This window comes from Martelella sp. FOR1707, from assembly GCF_053484265.1.
In genome coordinates, this window is the sequence record NZ_JBAKFP010000005.1 from 411,859 (window position 1) to 430,308 (window position 18,450).

The 18,450-nt window shown below is 62.0% G+C and carries 18 protein-coding genes and 1 tRNA gene; 10 read left to right on the forward strand and 9 right to left on the reverse strand.

All coding sequences use genetic code 11. The annotated features are described in order from the left end of the window. Positions 1-174: 174 nt before the first annotated feature. Together V6765_RS16210 and cpdR are read right to left on the reverse strand one after the other, a co-directional pair. Positions 175-249 (reverse strand) — tRNA-Val (locus tag V6765_RS16210). An 81-nt stretch (positions 250-330) separates the two neighbouring features. Next, positions 331-693, reverse strand: coding sequence for a cell cycle two-component system response regulator CpdR (cpdR, locus tag V6765_RS16215; RefSeq protein ID WP_018064862.1), 363 nt, complete (start codon positions 691-693; stop codon positions 331-333). Positions 694-851: 158 nt separating this feature from the next. On the opposite strand from cpdR, the gene V6765_RS16220 reads away from it, so the two are divergent. The 3 genes from V6765_RS16220 to V6765_RS16230 all read left to right on the forward strand — a co-directional run bounded on the left by V6765_RS16220 (position 852) and on the right by V6765_RS16230 (position 3,774). After that, positions 852-1,763, forward strand: a complete 912-nt coding sequence (locus V6765_RS16220; RefSeq protein WP_448430586.1) for an N-formylglutamate amidohydrolase — start codon at positions 852-854, stop codon at positions 1,761-1,763. Between the two features lie 317 nt (positions 1,764-2,080). Then, on the forward strand, positions 2,081-2,854 hold the full coding sequence (gene hisN, locus V6765_RS16225; protein WP_448430588.1) for a histidinol-phosphatase: 774 nt from the start codon (positions 2,081-2,083) through the stop codon (positions 2,852-2,854). A 428-nt stretch (positions 2,855-3,282) separates the two neighbouring features. Further along, positions 3,283-3,774: an Hsp20 family protein gene (locus V6765_RS16230; protein WP_448430590.1), complete on the forward strand. Its 492-nt coding sequence runs from the start codon at positions 3,283-3,285 to the stop codon at positions 3,772-3,774. A gap of 58 nt (positions 3,775-3,832) precedes the next feature. On the opposite strand, the gene V6765_RS16235 is transcribed toward V6765_RS16230, so the two are convergent. The 5 genes from V6765_RS16235 to V6765_RS16255 all read right to left on the reverse strand — a co-directional run bounded on the left by V6765_RS16235 (position 3,833) and on the right by V6765_RS16255 (position 7,629). Next, a complete protein-coding gene (locus tag V6765_RS16235; protein ID WP_448430592.1) occupies positions 3,833-4,402 on the reverse strand; it encodes a DoxX family protein in 570 nt (189 codons plus the stop codon). Continuing rightward, positions 4,399-5,193 carry an HvfC/BufC family peptide modification chaperone gene (locus tag V6765_RS16240; RefSeq protein WP_448430594.1) on the reverse strand — a complete coding sequence of 265 codons (795 nt, stop codon included), beginning with the start codon at positions 5,191-5,193 and terminating at the stop codon, positions 4,399-4,401. Before V6765_RS16240 ends, V6765_RS16235 begins: the two co-directional genes overlap by 4 nt. After that, positions 5,186-6,079: an MNIO family bufferin maturase gene (gene bufB, locus V6765_RS16245; RefSeq protein WP_448430596.1), complete on the reverse strand. Its 894-nt coding sequence runs from the start codon at positions 6,077-6,079 to the stop codon at positions 5,186-5,188. Before bufB ends, V6765_RS16240 begins: the two co-directional genes overlap by 8 nt. A 52-nt stretch (positions 6,080-6,131) precedes the next feature. Continuing rightward, positions 6,132-6,431 (reverse strand): BufA1 family periplasmic bufferin-type metallophore, encoded by a 300-nt coding sequence (locus V6765_RS16250; RefSeq protein ID WP_448430598.1) that lies wholly within the window; start codon positions 6,429-6,431, stop codon positions 6,132-6,134. Positions 6,432-6,582: 151 nt separating this feature from the next. Then, complete coding sequence (locus V6765_RS16255; protein WP_448430600.1) at positions 6,583-7,629, reverse strand: threonine aldolase family protein; 1,047 nt, start codon at positions 7,627-7,629, stop codon at positions 6,583-6,585. 576 nt (positions 7,630-8,205) lie between these two features. Between V6765_RS16255 and gltB the strand changes: the two genes are divergently transcribed. From gltB to galU, 6 genes are all read left to right on the forward strand, one after another. Further along, entirely contained in the window at positions 8,206-12,930 is a 4,725-nt protein-coding gene (gltB, locus tag V6765_RS16260) for a glutamate synthase large subunit (RefSeq protein ID WP_448430602.1), read from the forward strand. Positions 12,931-12,988: 58 nt separating this feature from the next. Continuing rightward, positions 12,989-13,255, forward strand: a complete 267-nt coding sequence (locus V6765_RS16265) for an antitoxin (protein ID WP_448430604.1) — start codon at positions 12,989-12,991, stop codon at positions 13,253-13,255. Beyond that, a complete protein-coding gene (locus V6765_RS16270) occupies positions 13,252-13,659 on the forward strand; it encodes a PIN domain-containing protein (RefSeq protein WP_448430606.1) in 408 nt (135 codons plus the stop codon). Before V6765_RS16265 ends, V6765_RS16270 begins: the two co-directional genes overlap by 4 nt. 37 nt (positions 13,660-13,696) lie before the next feature. Beyond that, on the forward strand, positions 13,697-14,020 hold the full coding sequence (locus tag V6765_RS16275) for a heavy metal-binding domain-containing protein (protein ID WP_448430608.1): 324 nt from the start codon (positions 13,697-13,699) through the stop codon (positions 14,018-14,020). A gap of 13 nt (positions 14,021-14,033) precedes the next feature. Next, complete coding sequence (locus V6765_RS16280; protein ID WP_448430610.1) at positions 14,034-15,488, forward strand: glutamate synthase subunit beta; 1,455 nt, start codon at positions 14,034-14,036, stop codon at positions 15,486-15,488. Positions 15,489-15,640: 152 nt separating this feature from the next. Continuing rightward, entirely contained in the window at positions 15,641-16,528 is an 888-nt protein-coding gene (gene galU / locus V6765_RS16285; protein ID WP_448430612.1) for a UTP--glucose-1-phosphate uridylyltransferase GalU, read from the forward strand. 100 nt (positions 16,529-16,628) lie between these two features. Here galU and V6765_RS16290 read toward each other — a convergent pair whose 3' ends face one another. After that, positions 16,629-17,195 carry an RNA polymerase sigma factor gene (locus tag V6765_RS16290; RefSeq protein ID WP_330166013.1) on the reverse strand — a complete coding sequence of 189 codons (567 nt, stop codon included), beginning with the start codon at positions 17,193-17,195 and terminating at the stop codon, positions 16,629-16,631. Positions 17,196-17,200: 5 nt separating this feature from the next. Then, a complete protein-coding gene (locus V6765_RS16295) occupies positions 17,201-17,359 on the reverse strand; it encodes a NepR family anti-sigma factor (RefSeq protein WP_230721132.1) in 159 nt (52 codons plus the stop codon). Between the two features lie 206 nt (positions 17,360-17,565). On the opposite strand from V6765_RS16295, the gene V6765_RS16300 reads away from it, so the two are divergent. Beyond that, the gene (locus V6765_RS16300) at positions 17,566-18,360 is read left to right on the forward strand and encodes a response regulator (protein WP_230721128.1); all 795 of its coding nucleotides are present in this window, start codon (positions 17,566-17,568) and stop codon (positions 18,358-18,360) included. The last annotated feature ends 90 nt before the right edge of the window (positions 18,361-18,450 follow it).

Here is an 18,450-nt window from a genome sequence, read left to right on the forward strand (position 1 = left end):
CCGGGATGAATGGGCGGCGGCCCGAAAAGACCTATCGCATTTCGCCGCCAGGGGGAATCGCCTGGAATGCGCGAAATGCGGCTAAGGAGAGGTAGGTTTGTTCGCCTGGACCGGGCGTCCAGAACGCGAAAAGGCTTCCGCATTGCGAAAGCCCTTCAAATTCCGTGAATGGGATGGTGGGCGTGACAAGGATCGAACTTGTGACCCCTACGATGTCAACGTAGTGCTCTCCCGCTGAGCTACACGCCCATCCGTGGCGCGGTGTATTCCAAACTTTGGCGGCGGCGTCAACTTATTTCTGAAGCTTTTTTGACAGGGGCTTCGGGCTTGTCAGGCGGCCAGCACCTTTTCGACTTCGTCGACCAGATCGCGCAGGTGGAACGGCTTGGAAAGCACCTTGGCATCCTTCGGGGCCTGCGAATCGGCATTCAGCGCCACGGCGGCGAAACCGGTGATGAAGATCACCTTGAGATCGGGGTCGAGCTCGGTGGCGCGGCGCGCCAGTTCGATCCCGTCCATTTCCGGCATGACGATGTCGGTCAGAAGCAGCGAGAACGGCTCCTCGCGCAGCCGGTCATAGGCGCTTGCGCCATTGTCGAAGGCGGCGACCTGATAGCCCGCCTTTTCCAGCGCCTTCACCAAAAAACGGCGCATGTCATCGTCATCTTCCGCAAGCAGGATTTTCATCAGCATCAGCTCAACCACATCGGCGCATCTTAACGGTCTGATAGACCCTCTGTCGTAAACAAGCAATAAATACGGCCCCAAAGTTTTGAAGCGCTTCCACGGCGGCTTGGCAGGAGGGGCCGGGCGTCCTAGATTTCATCCATCGAGGCACCGAAGGAGCGCAGGTGACAGAAGGCAGCAGACAGGAAGGGCGGGAGGACGGGGACGGCCGGAACGTGTTCTTCGAGGTGATCCGCCCCGAGGAGCAGACGCTGCCGCTGGTCTTCAACTCGCCGCATTCGGGCCGGGTCTACACCCGCGAATTCCTCGCCGCCTCGCGGCTCGATGCGCAGCAGATTCGCCGCTCCGAGGATCTTTATGTCGACGAGCTGTTTTCGGCCGCGCCCGCTTTCGGCGCGCCGTTGCAGCGGGCGTTCTTTCCGCGCGCCTTCCTCGACGTCAATCGGGAGCCGTTCGAACTGGACCCGCGGATGTTTTCCGGTCCACTGCCCGCCCATATCAACGCGGTTTCGCCGCGGGTTATCGGCGGGCTCGGCACCATACCGAAGATCGTGGCGGAGAACATGCCGATCTATGACGCGCCGCTCGACGTGGCGGAGGGGCTGTCGCGCATCGAGTGGATCTACCGGCCCTATCACCAGAGCCTCAAGGCGCTGTTGCAGGAGACGCGGCGCAATTTCGGCCGCGCGGTGCTGATCGACTGCCATTCGATGCCCGGCACGGTGTCGGTCGGCGGGCATCGCCGGCGGCCGGATTTCATCATCGGCGACCGCTACGGCACCAGCGCCTCGGCGGCGATCGCCTATGCCGCGATCTCGATCCTGGAAGGCATGGGTTTTTCGACCGCCTACAACAAGCCCTATGCCGGCGGCTTCATCACCGAGCATTACGGACGCCCGGCGGCCGATTGCCATGCGCTGCAGATCGAGGTCTCGCGCCGGCTCTACGCCGATGAGGCGAGCCTGCAGAAGAAGCCGGAATTCGTCGCGGTCAAGCAGGCGATCAACCTGTTCATCGGCGAGTTCGCGGCGTTTTTGAGGGAAGAGGGGGAGGCGCCCGGCCTTGCGGCGGAATGAGCCTGTCAAAAAAAACCGCGCTTGTGGCGCGGTTAAGTCTAGGGAGGAAACACCCAAGGAGGGTATTCACAGTCGAAAGACTGTAATTGAACCTTAGATGACGGGTTGATGACTGTCAAGCAAATTTGCCTGATATTTGCGCATCATCGACCAATGTCTAATTTTTACGCGTAGAGCCTATTTTTTACGCGGGTTTTCTTCCCGGCAAAGCCGTTTTCCCGATCCATATCCATTTTCTTTCCATCAGACTGTGGCGGGACGCGCGAATTCGGGCGATACGCGCGAATAAAGACCAATACCGAACCGAAGGACATGACATGCTGCCCGACCGCAAATTCTTCGAGACGCTTGCCGCCGCCGCCGCCGCCGAAACCCTGCCGCGGTTTCGCTCCGGGCTCGATGTCGACAACAAGCTGGCCGGCGGTTTCGATCCGGTCACCGAAGGCGACCGGGCGGCCGAGCAGGCGATCCGGTCGCTGATCGGCGAACACTATCCGGATCACGGCATTCTCGGCGAGGAACATGGCGCGGAGGGGCTGGAGCGTGAACATGTCTGGGTCATCGATCCGATCGATGGTACGCGGGCCTTTATCTCCGGCGTGCCGGTTTGGGGAACGCTGGTAGGCTTCTATCGTAATGGCCGGGCGCTGATGGGCCTGATGGACCAGCCCTTTACCGGCGAGCGCTATTTCGCCGATGGCGGGCAGAGCCATTATGCCGGTCCGGGCGGGCCGCGTATTCTGAAGACGCGGCGATGCGAGGCGCTTGAAGACGCGGTGATGTTCACCACCTCGCCGCGCATCATCGCCGACCACCTTCAGGCAGGCTATGACCGGCTCGAGGCGCGCGTGCGTCTCGCCCGCTACGGCACGGATTGTTATGCCTATTGCCTTCTGGCGGCGGGTTTTGTCGATCTGGTGGTGGAAAGCGACCTCAAGCCTTATGACATCGGCGCCCTGATCCCGATCATCGAGCAGGCGGGCGGCGTGGTCACGACGGTTGAAGGCGGTCGGGCGGAAGATGGCGGGGACATCGTTGCCGCGGCAACGCCGGCGCTGCACGCGGCGGCGCTTGCGGTGCTCAACGCCTGAATTGCCGGCCCTGATTGCGGAATTACCGAAAAAAAGGACCGGAACCATCCGCTTGAACAGGGGTAAAAGCGGCTCGGTTCCGGCCAAGGTTCCCCGCCGCCGCTGGGTCAAGAGCGACAACGGTGCCGGGACGGGTGCGCCGTAGTTCCCGGCGAGGAAACGAATGCCCCATTTCCCCTGAACGGAGCTGCAATACGGCATTCATTTCCCGTTCATCCATAAGGCGAGTTGGCGTTCTCTGCAATCGCGGATAGCGTGTTTGGAGTTGAGTGACGTTTGCGGGTGGCGAAACTCTTGAAATAATATCTGCAAAATCCCAGATAAATCGCGTCGGACGCCGAAGCTCGGGTCCGTAACCGTTCTCCGCAACCGCCGGTTTCGGGATTGCAGGGAATTCATCGCAAACTCGTCGCTCAAAGGAGGACAACATGCGTAACGTCGATTTTTCGCCCCTTTATCGTTCCACTGTCGGTTTTGACAGGCTTTTCAACCTGCTCGATACCGTAGGACAGCCCGAACAGGCCCCCACCTATCCGCCCTACAATATTGAGCGCACCGGTGAGAACAACTACCAGATCACCATGGCCGTCGCCGGTTTCGGCGAAAACGAGCTTTCGATCGAAGCCCATGCCAACGTGCTGACGGTGCGTGGCGAAAAGGCCGAGGAAGAAGCCAATGACGGTCGCGAATATCTCTATCGCGGCATTGCCAAGCGCGCCTTCGAACGCCGGTTCCAGCTCGCCGACCACATGGAAGTGCGCGGCGCAAGCCTGAAGAACGGCATCCTGCACGTGGAGCTTCTGCGCAACATCCCCGAAGCCATGAAGCCGCGCCGGATCGCGATCGAAACCCGCGATGGCGACCAGACCAGGATGATCTCTGCCGATGTCGGCAAGAACAGTGAGAAAACCGCCGCCTGATCAGCGCGGTTGAGATGAACGGGCGGCGCTCCTCACACGAGGGGCGCCGTTTTTGTGTCTATCGCCTGCAAAGGACGCGGCCCGCCAAGCCGTCCACGGAAATCAGGCCCGACCCGTGGATCACCAGATAGGCGAGCGGAAACAGCCATAACAGGCGCTGGTCGAGGATAACGGCATCCGGGAAGCGGTCGAACAGCGCGCCGATGGTCTCGGGCCCGACCTGATGGACGGTGACGTCCACCACGGTCTGGACGGCGATGAAGATCGCCATGCCAAGCGCTGCGAGCCTCGTCAGCAGTCCGAGCACCACCATCAGAGGCAGCAGAAATTCGGCATAGGTTCCGAGATAGACCACCAGATGCCAGAGGAACGGCACCTGGGAAATGTCGCCGCCGGCGGCCTCCACGGCGGGCAGCGCGATCTGGTAATAGGCGCTGTCGCGCACCATGAAGAAGCCGGCAAGGCCGGGCCCGACCTTGGTCAGCGCCGAATTCAGGAAATAGAACCAGAGCGTGGCGGCAAAGACGAAGCGGGCGAGCAGTCCGGGCAGCCAGAAGGCCAGGGCCCGCTCGAGGGCTTTGGCGGTGCCGCTGTAAAGCCGGCAAAGGCGATGGGGAAGGTTCGTCAAAGGGCATCCTCCGGGCTTATCGCGGCGAATGCGCCGGTGGTGAGCGCCAGTGTAAAGGCTGACGAGAGATCGAAGCCGTCATCGGCCGCATCTGCGCGCTCGGCGGCTTCATCGATCGGCTCACCGTCAAGCAGCGCTCTCAGGAAGGCGGCGTCACCGGTCGTTATGCGATGGACGGCGACATCGTAATGCGGGCGGGTGATCAAGGCGGTTTCGGCAGGGGCGGGATCGAGGCCCTTGAGGCTTTCTCCGGCCTTTGTCTTTAGAAAGATGCTGGTTGCGGCCGAGCCGAGCTCCAGAAGCCGGGCGGCGGGATGGGGCGAAAGCCGCGTCGCCATCAACGCCTCCGGCGCGCGCGACAGAAGCGTTTCGGGCGCAATCGGCGGGCGGTCGGCGGCGTGATAGGCATCGAGCCAGGCTCGCTCCAGCCTTGCAAGGTCAGGCAGGAAGAACAGGCGTCGGGCGGGTTCGAAATCCGCCACGAAATCCGGGAAGTCGCGGCCATATTCGGCAAGAATCGGCGAGCGTGGCGGGTTTTCCGACAGAAATTCCAGCGCCATCGCATCGAAGAAGCGCGGGCCGGCGACTTGCCGCGTCACAGGAAAGATGTCGCCAAGTGCCCCTTTCAGGCTCATCGCCACATTGTTGCGGTAGACCGCGTAGCGTTTGTCGGCCCGCCCGCCGAACGGGTTTACCACGCCGTCGGGAACAGCGGCGTCGGGCCGTATCAGGCTTGCGGCAAACGCCGGAAAACCGTTCGCCGTGGCTTGCGTCTTTGCCGGCTCAGCCATGGCGGGCCCCCAGCAGGGAACGGCCGGCATGGTCGGCGAGCATTGCGTCAGCGATCATCGCCTCGCGCTTCAGCACCGGCCAGTCGGGCACGTCATTGTCCCACTCGATCAGCGTCGGCAGCGGGCCGGCCTGTTTCAGAACAAATTCATAAAGCCCCCAGACGGCATGGGCGACCGGCCGGTCATGAGCGTCGATCAGAAGGGGCGCGCCGTTGTCGTCGCTGTCCTCGGCATGACCGGCGAGATGGATCTCGCCAACCCGCTCCAGCGGATAGGCCTTCAGATAGCTTATGGCGTCGTAACCGTTATTGATGGCCGAGACGTGCACATTATTGACGTCGAGCAGCAGGCCGCAGCCGCTGCGCCGGGCGATCTCGCCGAGGAATTCGGTCTCGGGGATCGCGCTTTCGGCAAAGGCGACATAGGTGGAGGGATTTTCGAGCAGGATCTTCCGCCCGATGGCGGTCTGGACCGCATCGACATGATCGGCGACCAGCGCCAGCGTTTCCTCGGTATAGGGCAGCGGCAGTAGATCGTTGTAATAGGCGCTCTCATGGGTGGACCATGCGAGATGCTCGGACACGAGGCCAGGCTCGTAGCGCTCCACCACTTGCTTCAGCCGGGCAAGATGCGCCGGATCGAGCCCGCCAGGGGCGCCGATCGACATGCCGACGCCGTGGACCGACAGCGGAAAATCGGCGCGCATGCGGGTGAGGACACGATGCGGGTGGCCGCCTTCGCCCATGTAGTTTTCCGCATGCACCTCCAGAAACCCGACGCGATAGGCGTCATCGAGAATGGCATCGGCATGGGCGGTCTTGAAGCCGGCGCCGGCGCGGGCGGGAATGGCGCCGTGGCTTTCGAATTTTCTGGATAGCTCGTTCATCGTCGCCTCCGGGAACAATACCGCCGGCGCGGGGGTGCGCCGGCGGCGGGGCTCACATGGCCGGCAGGTCGCGGTCGAGCGCGTCCAGCGAGCCCATGCGGTCGCCGGGCAGCATCATCTCGGTGCAGGTGCCTTCTTCGACATATTTCCAGGCATTGCCCTGGTAATCGACCTTGGAGGTGCCGGCGCAGGTGGTGCCGGGGCCAGCGGCGCAATCGTTCTGGCCGGCCATGGCGACGCCATAGCATTTGACATTGGCAGCCTGGGCCGGGGTCGTGGTGGCGATGGCGCCTGCGGCAACGGCAAGAGCACCGGCAAGCGTGGCGGCGCTGATCTTTCTGGTATTGGACATGAAGCTCTCCTCTTCATCGGTTGTAAGCAAGGTCGGCCTTGCGTGATGAAGTGTGGCAAAGAGAGGCTTCAACTGGAAATCAATGGCGCGTCATTCATTCGTCACGACGGATGACCGGTCCGTGATGAGGGCGTGAGCGGCGGGGAAACGATTACAGGAACGACACGAACCTGTCGATTTCCTGTTCCTCGGTCGAGAAACTGGTGACGCAGCGGATCAGGGCCTCGCCTTCGCCGATCAGGTCCGGCTGGTCGGCGGGCGTCGGCCAGTTGTGGAACTGGGCGCCGGCCTTGCGGGCGGCCTCCGCCGCTTCCTCGGGCAGGATGATGAACACCTCGTTGGTGGCGGTCTCCCAGGCAAGCCGGGCGGTCTTGGCCGCGCGGAAGGCCTGGCGCATCCGCTCGGCCATGGCGTTGGAATGGCTGGCGAGCTCGAGCCAGAGCCCATCTTCGAGATAGGCATCGAACTGGGCGGAGATGAACCGGGTCTTGGAAAACAGGTGGGCTGCGCGCTTGCGGATGAACGGCATGTCGCGCGCCTGATCGGGGTTCATGAACACGATCGCCTCGGCGCACCAGCAGCCATTCTTGGTGCCGCCGAAGGAGAGAATGTCGACGCCGCGCTTCCAGGTCATCTCGGCGGGCGATGCGTCAAGGGCGGCCAGCGCATTGGCAAAACGCGCGCCGTCCATGTGGACAGGCAGGCCGTGGGCCTTCGCCTCGGCGGTGATCGCGTCGATCTCGTCCAGCGCATAGACCGTGCCGACCTCGGTGGACTGGGTCAGTGATACCGCCATCGGCTGGCCGTGATGGATGAAATCGGCAGGGAAGCGGCCGATCATGCGCCGGAGCGCCGCCGGGCTCATTCTGCCGTTTTCGCCGGACACCGTGGCAAGCCTGCCGCCGCCGGTGAAATATTCCGGCGCGCCGCCCTCGTCATTGGCGATGTGGGCATCCTTGTGGCAGAACACCACGCCGCCCGGCCGACCGACGGAGGAGAGCGCCAGGGAATTCGCCGCCGTGCCGGTGCCGACGAAGAACACCGCGACCTCGCGCTCGAACACTTCGTTGAACTTCGCCTCGATCTTGCGGTCGAGCGCGCTGGTGCCATAGGCATTGGCGTAGCCGGTCTGCTCGCGCGTGAGCGCCGCGCCGATTGCGGGGTGGGCGCCGGACCAGTTGTCGGAAGCAAAGAACATGGCGGAAAAACCTCAAATCTCGTGATGCTGCGGATATCGGGGCAGAGGGCGGGCTTTGTAAAGGGCGGCCACCGAAAAAGCTGCGTGTGGGAAGGTCGGCGGAAAGATTGCGCGAATGCTGGCGCAAGGCGTGGAATCTGCCCGAAAATGGCCTCTTTCTTTCACGAATTACGAATGCCCGTCCGATTAGGTAACTTTATTGCGCAGGCCCGGGGCTTTCGGTAATTTTCGCTCGCCTCTCAGGGCGCTGCGGTGTGATTTTGCTTGCCAGTTTATGTTGTTTCTGGCATGAAGTGCAGATAGGACAGTTATGCTGTCCTATTTTTGTGTCTGGCACGATTGCCGCCGAGGGGCTGACGTCATACCGCTTTGGGTCTATAATGGCCTTTTCGGACGACGGGAAGCTTCCGCGTCTTATCAGTCAGGACACGGCCGGTCGGTTTTCCATGACGGTTGTTCATGGTTTCCGCTTCGGACTTAAGTGAAATTGATGGCAGGCCGGAGAGGGACGATCGTCCCGGCTCGCCTGTGTGCCCCGGCTTCGCCTGCATCCGGCAGGATTTTAGGAGATCTTGAATGACGAAGATGACGCCCATAGCGCTTGATGGTGCACCGGTCACTGAGCTTGCCTCCGTGGCGACCGAAGCCAAAGCAGCTACCGGTCGTCGCCCCAAACGTCAGGGTCTTTACGATCCCCGCAACGAACACGATGCCTGCGGCGTCGGCTTCATCGCCCATATGAAGGGCGAGAAGTCGCACCAGATCGTGCGCGACGGCCTGTTCATCCTGGAAAACCTCACCCATCGCGGCGCTGTCGGCGCCGATCCGCTGATGGGCGATGGCGCGGGCATGCTGATGCAGATCCCCGACCGATTCTTCCGCGAGGAGATGGCAGAGCAGGGCGTGACCCTGCCGAAGGTCGGCGAGTATGCCGTCGGCTATTTCTTCCTGCCGCGCGACGAGGCCCGGATTGCCCATTACAAGGCGATCATCGAAAAGGTGATCGTCGATGAGGGGCAGACCTTCCTCGGCTTCCGCGAAGTGCCGGTCGACAATTCCTCGCTGTCGAAGGCGCCCGATATCGCCGCCACCGAACCCTATCACCTGCAGGTCTTCATCGGCGCCGGCCAGCGCGCCCATTCGCAGCAGGAATTCGAACGCCGCCTGTTCGTGCTGCGCAAGGTGATCTCCAACACGATCTTCTCCGAAAGCCCGGAGGCGACCGAGGATTTCTATGCCGTGTCGATGTCGTCCTCGACCATCGTCTACAAGGGTATGTTCCTTGCCTATCAGGTCGGCGCCTATTACAAGGATCTTGCCGATCCGCGCTTCGAATCGGCCGTCGCCCTCGTCCACCAGCGGTTTTCGACCAACACCTTCCCGTCCTGGAAGCTGTCGCATCCCTATCGCATGGTCGCCCATAACGGCGAGATCAACACGCTGCGCGGCAATGTGAACTGGATGGCGGCCCGTCAGGCCTCGGTGTCCTCGCCGCTGTTCGGCGACGATATCACCAAGCTGTGGCCGATCTCCTATGAGGGCCAGTCGGATACCGCCTGTTTCGACAATGCGCTCGAATTCCTGGTGCAGGGCGGCTATTCCATGGCGCATGCCGTGATGATGCTGATCCCGGAAGCCTGGGCCGGCAACATGTCGATGAGCCCGGAGCGCAAGGCATTCTACGAATACCACGCCTCGCTGATGGAGCCGTGGGACGGCCCCGCCGCCGTCGCGTTTACCGACGGCCGCCAGATCGGCGCGACGCTCGACCGCAACGGCCTGCGTCCGGCGCGTTATCTGATCACCAAGGATGACCGGATCATCATGGCCTCGGAAGCGGGCGTGTTGCCGGTGGAAGAGGAAAACATCGTTGCCAAGTGGCGCCTCCAGCCCGGCAAGATGCTGTTGATCGACATGGAAAAGGGCCGGATCATCTCCGACGAAGAGATCAAGTCCGAGCTCGCCGGCATGCACCCCTATCAGGACTGGCTCGGCCGCACCCAGTTGATCCTTGAGGACCTGAACCCGGTCGAGCCGCGGGCGCTGCGCCGCGACGTGTCGCTGCTCGATCGCCAGCAGGCCTTCGGCTACACCCAGGAAGACACCAAGATCCTGATGTCGCCGATGGCGACCACCGGCCAGGAAGCGATCGGCTCGATGGGCACCGATACGCCGATTTCGGCGATGTCGGACAAGTCGAAGCTGCTCTACACCTATTTCAAGCAGAACTTCGCCCAGGTCACCAACCCGCCGATCGATCCGATTCGCGAGGAACTGGTGATGAGCCTGGTCTCGTTCATCGGCCCGCGTCCGAACATCCTCGATCATGAGGGCGCTTCGCGTGAAAAGCGCCTGGAAGTGCGCCAGCCGATCCTGACCAATGGCGATCTCGAAAAGATCCGCTCCATCGGCCATACCGAGGACCGTTTCGACACGAAGACCCTCGACATCACCTACGGAGTCGAACAGGGCGCCGAAGGCATGCCGGCGATGATCGACCGGCTGTGCGAGCGCGCTGAAGCTGCCGTGCGCGGAGGCTACAACATCATCGTGCTCTCCGACCGCCAGATTGGCCCGGACCGGATCGCGATCCCGGCGCTCTTGGCGACCGCCGCCGTCCATCACCACCTGATCCGCAAGGGGCTTCGCACCTCCGTCGGCCTCGTGGTGGAATCGGGCGAACCGCGCGAAATCCATCATTTCTGCTGTCTTGCCGGTTACGGCGCGGAGGCGATCAACCCCTATCTCGCCTTCGACACGCTCGCCGACATGCATGCCAAGGGCCTGTTCCCGCAGGAGGTCGATGCCGGCGAGGTGGTCTATCGCTTCATCAAGGCGGTCGGCAAGGGCATGCTCAAGGTCATGTCGAAGATGGGCATTTCGACCTATCAGTCCTATTGCGGCGCGCAGATCTTCGATGCGATCGGCCTGTCTTCGGAATTCGTGGAGAAATTCTTCTTCGGGACCGCCTCGATGATCGAGGGCGTTGGCCTGACCGAGGTGGCGGAAGAAACCGTCGCGCGTCACGGCTCCGCCTTCGGCAAGGATCCGGTGCTGGCTTCCACGCTCGATATCGGCGGCGAATATGCCTACCGCATGCGCGGCGAGGCCCATGCCTGGACGCCGGATGCGGTGGCCGAGTTGCAGCACGCCGTGCGCGGCAATGCGCGCGACCGCTACGATGCCTTCGCGAAGATGGAAAACGCCACCGCGCTGCGCATGAACACGATCCGCGGCCTGTTCCGCATCAAGAATGCCAGCGAGATCGGCCGCAAGCCGGTGCCGCTTGAAAATGTCGAGCCGGCTTCGGAAATCGTGAAGCGGTTCTCGACCGGCGCGATGTCGTTCGGCTCGATCTCGCGCGAGGCCCACACCACACTCGCGATTGCCATGAACCAGATCGGCGGCAAGTCGAACACCGGCGAGGGCGGCGAGGAGAGCGACCGCTATCTGAAGCTTCCCGATGGCTCCTATCCGCGTGAGCGTTCGGCGATCAAGCAGATCGCGTCCGGCCGGTTCGGCGTCACCGCCGAATATCTTGTCAATGCCGATATGCTGCAGATCAAGGTGGCGCAGGGCGCCAAGCCCGGCGAGGGCGGCCAGCTGCCCGGCCACAAGGTCGACGCGACCATCGCCAAGACCCGCCACTCGACGCCGGGCGTCGGCCTGATTTCGCCGCCGCCGCACCACGATATCTATTCGATCGAGGATCTGGCGCAGCTGATCTACGACCTGAAGAACGTCAATCCGACGTCTGATGTCTCGGTCAAGCTGGTGTCGGAAGTGGGCGTCGGCACGGTTGCAGCCGGCGTTGCCAAGGCGCGCGCCGACCACATCACCGTTTCGGGCTTCGACGGCGGGACCGGCGCGTCGCCGCTTACCTCGCTGAAGCATGCCGGCAGCCCCTGGGAAATCGGCCTTGCCGAAACCCAGCAGACGCTGGTGCTGAACGGGCTTCGCTCGCGCATCGCGCTGCAGGTCGATGGCGGGCTGAAGACCGGCCGCGACGTGCTGATCGGCGCGATGCTGGGGGCCGATGAATTCGGCTTCTCCACCGCGCCGCTGATTGCGGCCGGCTGTATCATGATGCGCAAGTGCCACCTCAACACCTGCCCGGTGGGCGTTGCTACCCAGGATCCGGTTCTGCGCAAGCGCTTCAAGGGCGCGCCGGAACACGTCGTCAACTACTTCTTCTTCGTGGCCGAAGAGCTGCGCGAGCTGCTCGCCGAACTCGGCTTCACCAGCCTCAACGACGTCATCGGCGCTGTCGAATATCTCGACAAGGACGAGGCGATCGCGCACTGGAAGTCGAAGGGTCTCGATTTCTCGAGGATCTTCCACAAGGTCGATGCGCCCAAGGAAGCGACCTACTGGACCGAGCGCCAGAAGCACCCGATCGACGATATTCTCGACCGCAAGCTGATCGCGGAAGCGATGCCCGCGCTGGAGAACAAGGAAAAGGTCACGATCGAGACCGAGATCAAGAACGTCGACCGCTCCGCCGGCGCGATGCTTTCGGGCGAGGTCGCCAAGCGCTGGAACGAGAAGGGCCTGAAGGAAGACACGATCACGGTCAAGCTGACGGGCACGGCCGGCCAGTCCTTCGGCGCGTTCCTCGCAAACGGCGTGACCTTTGATCTCGTCGGCGACGGCAACGACTATGTCGGCAAGGGGCTTTCGGGCGGCAAGATCATTATCCGTCCGCCGGAAAACACGCCGATCGTGCCGGAGGAATCGATCATCGTCGGCAATACCGTGCTTTACGGCGCGACCTCGGGCGAATGCTATTTCCACGGCGTGGCCGGCGAGCGGTTTGCCGTGCGCAACTCGGGTGCCGCCGCCGTCGTCGAGGGCGTCGGCGACCATGGCTGCGAATACATGACCGGCGGCATCGTCGTCGTGCTCGGCCAGACGGGCCGCAACTTCGCGGCCGGCATGTCGGGCGGCGTCGCCTATGTGCTCGATGAGGACGGCGGCTTTGCCGACCGCTGCAACATGGCCATGGTCATGCTGGAGCCGGTGCCTGAAGAAGACGACATGCTCGAAAAGCTGCACCATCATGGCGGCGACATCATGCACAAGGGCCGCGTCGACGTTTCCGGCGACATGACCCGCCATGACGAGGAGCGCCTCGTGCGGCTGATCACCAACCACCTGCTCTACACCGGCTCGGCTCGCGCCAAGGCGATCCTGGACGACTGGGCGCATTACCGCCCGATGTTCCGCAAGGTCATGCCTGTCGAATATCGCCGCGCTCTGGAAGAGATGGAGCGCATGCGCATGGGCGTGGCGGCGGAGTGATTGTTGCTGCGAAATGCCTGTGATATGCCGATGTCATATCACAGGTGTGGAGGCTGAAATGTCCAACCGTATCACCAAGGAAAGAAAGTCCCGTATTTTCATGAACGGCCGCAGCCGCGCCGTGCGAATTCCAAGCGAGTTCGAGCTGGAAGGCGACGAGGTCATCATCAGACAGGAAGAGAGCGGCCTGATCACGATCGAGCCGGTAAAGAAGAAGATGACGCCACGGGAGGTTATTGAATGGCTTCGTGCTCAACCGCCACTGCCGGAAGATGAATGGTTGCCAGAGATCGAAGACCTGCCGCCGCGGGACGTCGATCTTTGAAGTATCTGCTGGATACAAACGCGATATCGCATGCGCTGAAATTTCCGGCCGGACCGGTCGGTCGGAGATTGTTCGAGGAAGATGCGGGCGCGCTATGCACCAGTATCGTCGTGGTGGCCGAGCTTCGGTTCGGTTATCTGAGACGGGGCTCCGAGCGGCTCAAGCGGGATGTCGAGACGCTGGTTGGCAGTCTGGATATCCTGCCATGGGAAAGCCCGGCAGAGTGGAAATATGCCGAGCTTCGGCTGGCGCTTGAAAGGGCCGGCACGCCGATCGGCCAGATGGACATGCTGATCGCCGCCCACGCGCTTGCGCTCGATACGGTGGTGGTGACGGCGAACGAAAGAGAATACACGCGGGTTCCCGGCCTCAAGGTCGAGAACTGGGAACTGGAAGACGATTGAGCCGCCCGATCGGGCATTTGGTAACTGAGGTGTCGCAATGCTGATTTCCACCACGAATATGCTCGAAGGTCACAAAATCGTGGCCTATAAAGGCATCGTCACCGGCGAGACCATTCTCGGCACCAATATCTTCCGCGATTTCATGGCCGGTATCCGCGATATCGTCGGCGGGCGTTCGGCGGCCTATGAAGCCTCGCTGCGCGAGGCGCGCGAGACCGCCTATGCGGAAATGGAACATCAGGCGGAACGGCTTGGCGCCAATGCCGTCATCGGGGTCGATCTCGACTATGAAAACATTACCTCCGATCGCGGAACCATGCTGATGGTATCGGTTTCCGGCACTGCGGTCGTCATCGAGTAATTCAGGGAAAATCATGGGTAAAGTTACAGGTTTCATGGAAATCGACCGGCAGGTCGCCAAGTATCAGCCGGCCTCCGATCGGATCCGTCATTTCCGCGAATTCACGATCCCGATGTCGGACCCCGAGGTGCAGAAGCAGGCGGCCCGCTGCATGGACTGCGGCATTCCCTATTGCCATGGCCCGACCGGCTGTCCGATCCATAACCAGATCCCGGACTGGAACGACCTCGTCTATAACGGCAACTGGAAAGAGGCGATTGCCAACCTCCATTCGACCAATAATTTCCCGGAATTCACCGGCCGCGTCTGCCCCGCGCCCTGCGAGGAAGCCTGCACGCTGAACCTCGAGGATATCCCGGTCGCGATCAAGACGGTCGAGCAGGCGATTGCCGACAAGGCCTATGAGCTGGGCTATATCGTGCCGCAGCCGGCAACGGTGAAGACCGGCAAGAAGGTGGCGGTCATCGGCTCCGGTCCGGCCGGCATGTCGGCCGCCCAGCAGCTTGGCCGCGCCGGCCATGAGGTTCACCTCTATGAGCGCGAATCCAAGCCCGGCGGCCTGCTGCGTTATGGCATTCCCGATTTCAAGATGGAGAAGAACTTCATCGATCGCCGCGTCGAGCAGATGCGCGGCGAGGGCGTGGAGTTTCACTGCGGCGTCAATGTCGGCGTCGATGTGACGGTCGACCAGCTTCTTGCCGATTACGACGCCGTGCTCTACTGCGGCGGCTCGGAAACGCCGCGCGCTTCCGGCATCGGCGGCGGCGATCTGCATGGCGTGCACGACGCGATGCCCTTCCTGGTGCAGCAGAACCGCCGCGTCGGCCGCGAGAATATCGACAGCACCGGCTGGCCGTCCGAGCCTATCCTCGCCGGCGGCAAGCATGTCGTCGTCGTCGGCGGCGGCGACACGGCGTCGGACTGCGTCGGCACGGCCTTCCGCCAGGGCGCCGTCAAGGTCACCCAGCTCGACATCCGCCCGCAGCCGCCGGAAAAGGAAGACAAGCTCGCCGTCTGGCCGTTCTGGGCCACCAAGATGCGCACCTCGTCCTCGCAGGCGGAAGGCGCTGTGCGCGAGTTCCAGGTCGCGACGCTGGAATTTGTCGGCGAGGATGGCGTGCTCACCGGCGTGAAGTGCTGCCATGTGGACGAGAAGCGCAAGCCGATTCCCGGCACGGAATTCGTCATCAAGGCCGATCTCGCCTTTATCGCGATCGGCTTCAGGGGACCGTTCAAGAGCGGCGTTCTGGCCGATCTCGAAGGCCGGCTGACGCTCAATACCGACAGCCGCGGCTCGGTCAACGTCGTTGCCAGCGACAGCGACTACAAGACCTCGGTCGACAAGTTCTGGACGGCGGGCGACGTGCGCCGCGGCCAGTCGCTGGTGGTCTGGGCGATCCGCGAGGGACGCCAGGCGGCGCGCGCCATCGATGAGGCACTGATGGGCGAGACCCTGCTGCCGCGGTGATGCCACGGGGCCGCTCCCGGCGGGCTGCCCTTTTTTGATAAATTCCTTCAAGGGGCGGCGGCTTGATTGCGCTGCCCCTTGTCTCTTGCTAGACCTGAACAATATTGCCAGAGTTCATTCATTTTCGATGATTGTCTATAAAGGAGAGGGGCTTGGCTCAGCATAAGAAGGTTCGCAAGGCAGTGCTTCCGGTCGCGGGGCTTGGGACGCGGTTTCTTCCCGCCACCAAGGTGGTGCCGAAGGAAATGTTGCCGGTCGTCGACAAGCCGATCATCCAGTATGTGGTCGACGAGGCGATCGAGGCGGGGATCGAGCATTTCGTGTTCGTCACCGGCCGCAACAAGAACGTCATCGAGGATTATTTCGATATCCAGTACGAGTTGGAATCGACGCTGAAGGCCCGCAACAAGAATGCCGAGCTGAGCCTGCTTTCGAGCCTTCTGCCGACCGCCGGCACCTCCACCTTCACCCGCCAGCAGGAGCCGCACGGGCTCGGCCACGCGGTCTGGTGCGCGCGTGAGATCGTCGGCCAGGATCCCTTTGCCCTGATCCTGCCGGACATGGTGATGGATGCCGAGACCCCGTGTCTCAAGGGCATGATGGATGTCTACGAAGTCGCCGGCGGCAATGTCGTCTCCGTCGAGGAGTGCGATCCCGAACAGGCGCATAAATACGGCATCGTCGGCGTCGGCGAGGCGGTGGGCAGCGGCTTCAAGATCACGGAGATGGTGGAGAAGCCGGAGAAGGGCACTGCGCCGTCTAATTATTTCATCAATGGCCGCTACATCCTGCAGCCGGAAATCTTCCCGATCCTGGGCAAGACCGAACGCGGCGCGGGCAACGAAATCCAGCTTACCGACGGCATGCTGACGCTCGCCAAAGAACAGGACTTCTACGGCTACAAGTTTGACGGCCAGACCTTCGACTGCGGCTCCAAGGAAGGCTTCATCATCGCCAATGTGGCGCTCGCCCTGAAACGCGACGATATTCGTCCGAAGGTGGAAAACGAGTTGAAGGCGCTGATTTCGGCGCTGAAATAGTCCGAAGCGCCGGTTGAAGGCCGAACGACAGAGTTACGAAAATTGAAAGGGCCGGTCAGTGACCGGCCCTTGGCACTATAGGGTTTGCGCTGGCCGCGTCTCAGCCCGGACGCGAGACGAATGCGCGGCTGACAACGCTTGCGGAATTGGCGTCCGGGCCGAATTCGGTTTCGCCGGTAATGTCCAGCAGCTCCTGCAGCTTGCCGCGGGCGCGGGCAATGCGGCTCTTGATCGTGCCGATCGCGCAATGGCAGATTTCGGCTGCCTCTTCATAGGAAAAACCCGAGGCGCCGACCAGAATGATCGCCTCGCGCTGGTCGCTCGGCAGCTTGTTCAGCGCTTCGCGGAAGTCCCGAAGGTCCATCGCGCCATATTGCGCGGGATGGGTGGAAAGCCGCTCGGTGAAGACATTGTCGGAATCCTGGATTTCGCGACCGCTCTTGCGCATCTGGCTGTAGAACTCGTTGCGCAAGATGGTGAACAGCCAGGCCTTGATATTGGTGCCCTCGGCAAAGCTGTCCTGCTTGGCCCAGGCCTTCATGATCGTATCCTGAACCAGATCGTCGGCGAGGTCCTGATGCCCGCACAGCGAGACGGCGAAGGCGCGCAGGCTGGGCACCGTCTTCAGCATATCCCGCTTGAAACTCGTATCTTCGACTGTTGCCACGGCGGTTACCCCTTTTTTCTGGGCGTGGATGCAGCCTCGGCCGCGTCCAGACGCTCGAGAAGATCGAGAAACCGATCCGGGATTTCCTCCTGTTCGACAGCATTGTAGAGGGCCTTGAGGCGTCTGCTGATCGCCTCTTCGGGGCTCTTGGCCGTACCGGGCATGTTCGAACCTTGTTCAAGGTCGCTATTGTTCTTCACCAGTTTTCGCCTCGTTCCATTCCACCAATTCCATTCAAGCCGAAAACGCGGTCCAAAATAAAATGTTCCGCTCTTCGGGAACTTTTTTTCGTCTCCCGCATTCTTGCTTCTTGAGGAATGCTCTAAAAGAGATACCCGCAACGACCTATCGAGGCAGGAGACTACCAGACATGTCGCTTTCAACACGTATCGCCGCCCATCTTCCCTACCTCAGGCGTTACGCACGTGCCGTTACCGGCTCCCAGACATCGGGCGACGCCTATGTTGCCGCCGTACTCGAAACGCTGATTGAAGACGTTTCGCTCTTTCCGGAGGACGGCGACGATAAAGTCTCGCTCTATAAACTCTTCTCTCAGCTTTTCAGTTCCACAACGATCGAAATCGAGGAAATCGAATCGCCCTTTTCCTGGGAAAAGCGCGCCGCGGCCAACCTCATGGCGCTGCCGGCCAAGCCCCGCCAGGCCTTCCTGCTGATCTCGCTCGAAAACTTCTCCCATGAGGAAACGGCCCAGATTCTGGACGTCGAGAGCGACAGCGTTTCCAACCTCATCGACGAGGCGTCCTCGGAAATCGCGCGTCAGGTGGCGACCGATATCATGATCATCGAGGATGAACCGCTGATCGCCATGGATATCGAGCAGATGGTGGAAAGTCTGGGCCACCGCGTCACCGGCATCGCGCGCACCCACGCCGAAGCCGTGGACCTGTTCAAATCCTCGCGCCCGCGCATGGTGCTCGCGGATATCCAGCTCGCCGACGGCAGCTCGGGCATCGACGCGGTCAACGATATTCTGGCCGCCGAATCGCTGCCGGTGATCTTCATCACCGCCTTCCCGGAGCGGCTTTTGACCGGCGAGCGTCCGGAGCCGACCTTTCTGGTCACCAAGCCCTTCAATCCCGATATGGTGAAGGCGCTGATCAGCCAGGCGCTGTTCTTCCAGGAACATCACGAACAGGCGGCTTGAGCCTTAAAATTTCGGTAAGCATGAGGGCGGCTGCGGCCGCCCTTTTTCTTTGGAAACCGGAACTCCAATGGCGCCTGGGCGTTTTCCTTC